This window comes from Actinosynnema sp., from assembly GCF_052038725.1.
Genome location: NZ_JBQGCX010000930.1, coordinates 1 through 2,694, shown reverse-complemented (window position 1 = coordinate 2,694; position 2,694 = coordinate 1). Strand labels below are relative to the sequence as shown.

4 protein-coding genes are annotated in these 2,694 nt (G+C 75.7%); all 4 read left to right on the top strand.

What is annotated here, in order from left to right; all coding sequences use genetic code 11:
* On the top strand, window positions 1–262 hold a 262-nt coding region (locus tag ACTUAL_RS19615; RefSeq protein ID WP_440901270.1), incomplete at its 5' end, for an SDR family oxidoreductase.
* 240 nt (window positions 263–502) lie between these two features.
* Window positions 503–1,222: a GNAT family N-acetyltransferase gene (locus ACTUAL_RS19610; protein ID WP_440901269.1), complete on the top strand. Its 720-nt coding sequence runs from the start codon at window positions 503–505 to the stop codon at window positions 1,220–1,222.
* A gap of 221 nt (window positions 1,223–1,443) precedes the next feature.
* Window positions 1,444–2,181: a nitrilase-related carbon-nitrogen hydrolase gene (locus tag ACTUAL_RS19605; protein WP_440901268.1), complete on the top strand. Its 738-nt coding sequence runs from the start codon at window positions 1,444–1,446 to the stop codon at window positions 2,179–2,181.
* Window positions 2,178–2,694: alpha/beta hydrolase (locus ACTUAL_RS19600; RefSeq protein ID WP_440901267.1), on the top strand; the 517-nt coding region annotated here is incomplete at its 3' end. The genes ACTUAL_RS19605 and ACTUAL_RS19600, both read left to right, overlap by 4 nt.

Sequence of the window (2,694 nt, the reverse complement as noted above, 5' to 3'; positions counted from 1 at the left end):
GTACACCGACGAGATGCTCGCCGAGGTCAACGCGCGCATCCCGGCCGGGCGGCACGCCGACCCGTCGGAGATCGCCGACGCGTTCTTCTTCCTCGCCTCGCCGCAGGCGAGGTACCTGACCGGGCAGCAGCTCGTGGTCGACGGCGGCGAGCTGGCGGGCGGCACGGCCTCCGGCTACCGCACGGTGTTCGGCGACGGCGTCCTGGGCGCGGGTCGGGACGGGAGCGAGCAGCGGGGCGTCCCGGAAGCCGGTGGGCGCTGAGCGGGTGACGCCCTTTCGGGGCTACGCAAAGGAAACCTCCGGGGCGGAAGGTCCCGGTCCGTGCCGGTGGCGGCCTCGCCCCCGGCGCGCCCCGTCCCAGGCCGAGGCCCCCCCGCGCCGCGCTCGTGCGAGCGCTTCCGGGAGCGGGTCCGACGATGAAAGCAGGGCAGTACCATCAGCATCGGAGCCCCCACCACCGCAGCGGCCCTCCCGCTGGTCGCGGACGTGCTAGGCGACTCGGTGTCGCACTACCGGACCTTCCCCCAGGAGGGCGGGCTGACCGCGTTCGTGGTCGACCGGCCGGGCCGGGTCCTCACGCTGTCCGCCCAGTGGCGGATCTACGACGCGCTCGTCCCCGTCACCACCCGGTCCTTCGGCGCCGACATGACCCCGTACTGGGCGCAGCGCTCCAAGGAGGGCTACCTGGAGCGGCTGGCCGAGTTCGTGCTGATCGCCTCGCCCGAGGGGCGCATGATCGGCTGGACCGGGTTCCACGTGCTGCCCTACGACCGGCGCACCCTGGTGTACCTGGACTCCACCGGCATGGTGCCCGAGCAGCAGTCGCGCGGGGTCATGCGCAAGGTCATGCGGGAGCGCATCCACGAGGCGGTGCTGCCCGCGTGCCGCCCCGACCTGCCGGTGTACCTGACCGCGCGCAGCGAGAGCCCGGTGTTCTACCGGTTGATGCGCGGGCTGCTCCAGGAGGAGCACCACGTGCTGCACCCGCACCCGAGCCTGCCGGTGCCCGAGGACGTGGCGGACAGCGCGCTGGACATGGCCACGTGGCTGGGCCAGGGCGCGATCCTGGACCGGACGACGCTGGCGATCCGGGGCGCGTACGACGGGCTGGACGAGCTGTACGGCGAGCTGCCGACGACCGGTGACGCGGACCTGGACAAGCTGTTCCGGGGCCAGCTCGGGCCGCTGGACGCCTACCTGCTCGCGGGCAGGGTCCGCTGAGCGCGGGGGGCGGGGACCGGGCGGCGAGCCCAGCGGGTCAGGACCCCGCCGGTCGGGAGTTACCGGCGGGGCAGGGTTTCTCTGGCACGACGGGCGGTTCGGGCGGTTCCGGCGGCTCGGGCGTTCCGGGCTCCGACTGGTCGGACGGGCGGCGGCTGCGCGCGGTCCTGCTGCAGGAGGCCACCCCGGCGGAGCTGTCGCCGCGGGAGCGGGTCGAGCGGGTGTGCGAGCGCGTCGCCGCGCTGGGCGACGCGGACCTGGTGCTGCTGCCCGAGCTGTGGGCCACGGGGTTCTTCGCGTTCGACGACTACGCGCGCACCGCGCAGCCCCTGGACGGCCCGGTCGTGGCCGCGCTGGGCGAGGCGGCCCGCGCCGCCGGGGTCCACCTGCACGCGGGCAGCGTCGTGGAGCGGGCGCCGGACGGGCGGCTGCACAACACGAGCCTGCTCCTGACCCCCGACGGGGAGCTGGCGCACACCTACCGCAAGGTGCACCTGTTCGGCTACGGCGCGCGGGAGAGCGAGCTGCTCGCGCCCGGCGACGGGGTGGGCGCGCACGCGGCCCCGTTCGGCCGGGTCGCGCTGAGCACGTGCTACGACCTGCGCTTCCCGGAGCTGTTCCGGGCGCAGGTGGACGACGGGGCCGAGCTGCTGCTGGTGACCTCGGCGTGGCCCGCCGCGCGGGTGGCGCACTGGCGGCTGCTGACCAGGGCGCGGGCGCTGGAGAACCAGTGCTTCCTGCTGGCGGTGAACGCGGCCGGGACGCAGCACGGCACGGAGCTGGCCGGCCGCAGCGTCCTGGTCGACCCGTGGGGCGAGGTGCTGGCGGAGGCGGGCTCGGAGCCGGGTGAGCTGCGGGTGGCGTTCGCGCCGTCCTCGGTGGCGGCGGCCCGCGCCGAGTTCCCGGCGTTGGCGGATCGAAGGTTGTTTCCCGGCGAGGAAAGCGGTGGAGCACGGTGAGCGAGCACGACCTCCACGGGATCGACCGGGAGCTGCTGGAGTCCGCCGGGATGCAGCCGGTCGTGGACTACTCGGACCCGAAGTCGGTGCGGACCACGCTGCGGCGCGGGTTCCGGCTGGCGCGGGCGCTGCGCGGGGCCGGTCCGCACGACGCGGCGCTGGAGGTGGCCGAGCGGGCGGTTCCGACCCGCGAGGGCAGCCCGGACGTCCCGGCGCGGGTGTACCGGCCGGTGCGGCGGGCGGACCCCGCGCCCGCGCTGGTGTTCTTCCACGGCGGGGCGTTCACCGCGGGCGACCTGGAGACCGAGGACGCCCGGTGCCGGGAGATCGCGGCCAGGACCGGGGTCGTGGTGGTGTCGGTGGACTACCGGCTCGCGCCCGAGCACCCCTACCCCGCCGGGTTCCACGACTGCTACGACGCGCTGGTGTGGGTCGCAGGCGCGGGCGCGGCCGAGCTGGGGATCGACCCGGCGCGGGTCGTGGTGGGCGGCAGCAGCGCGGGCGGGGCGCTGG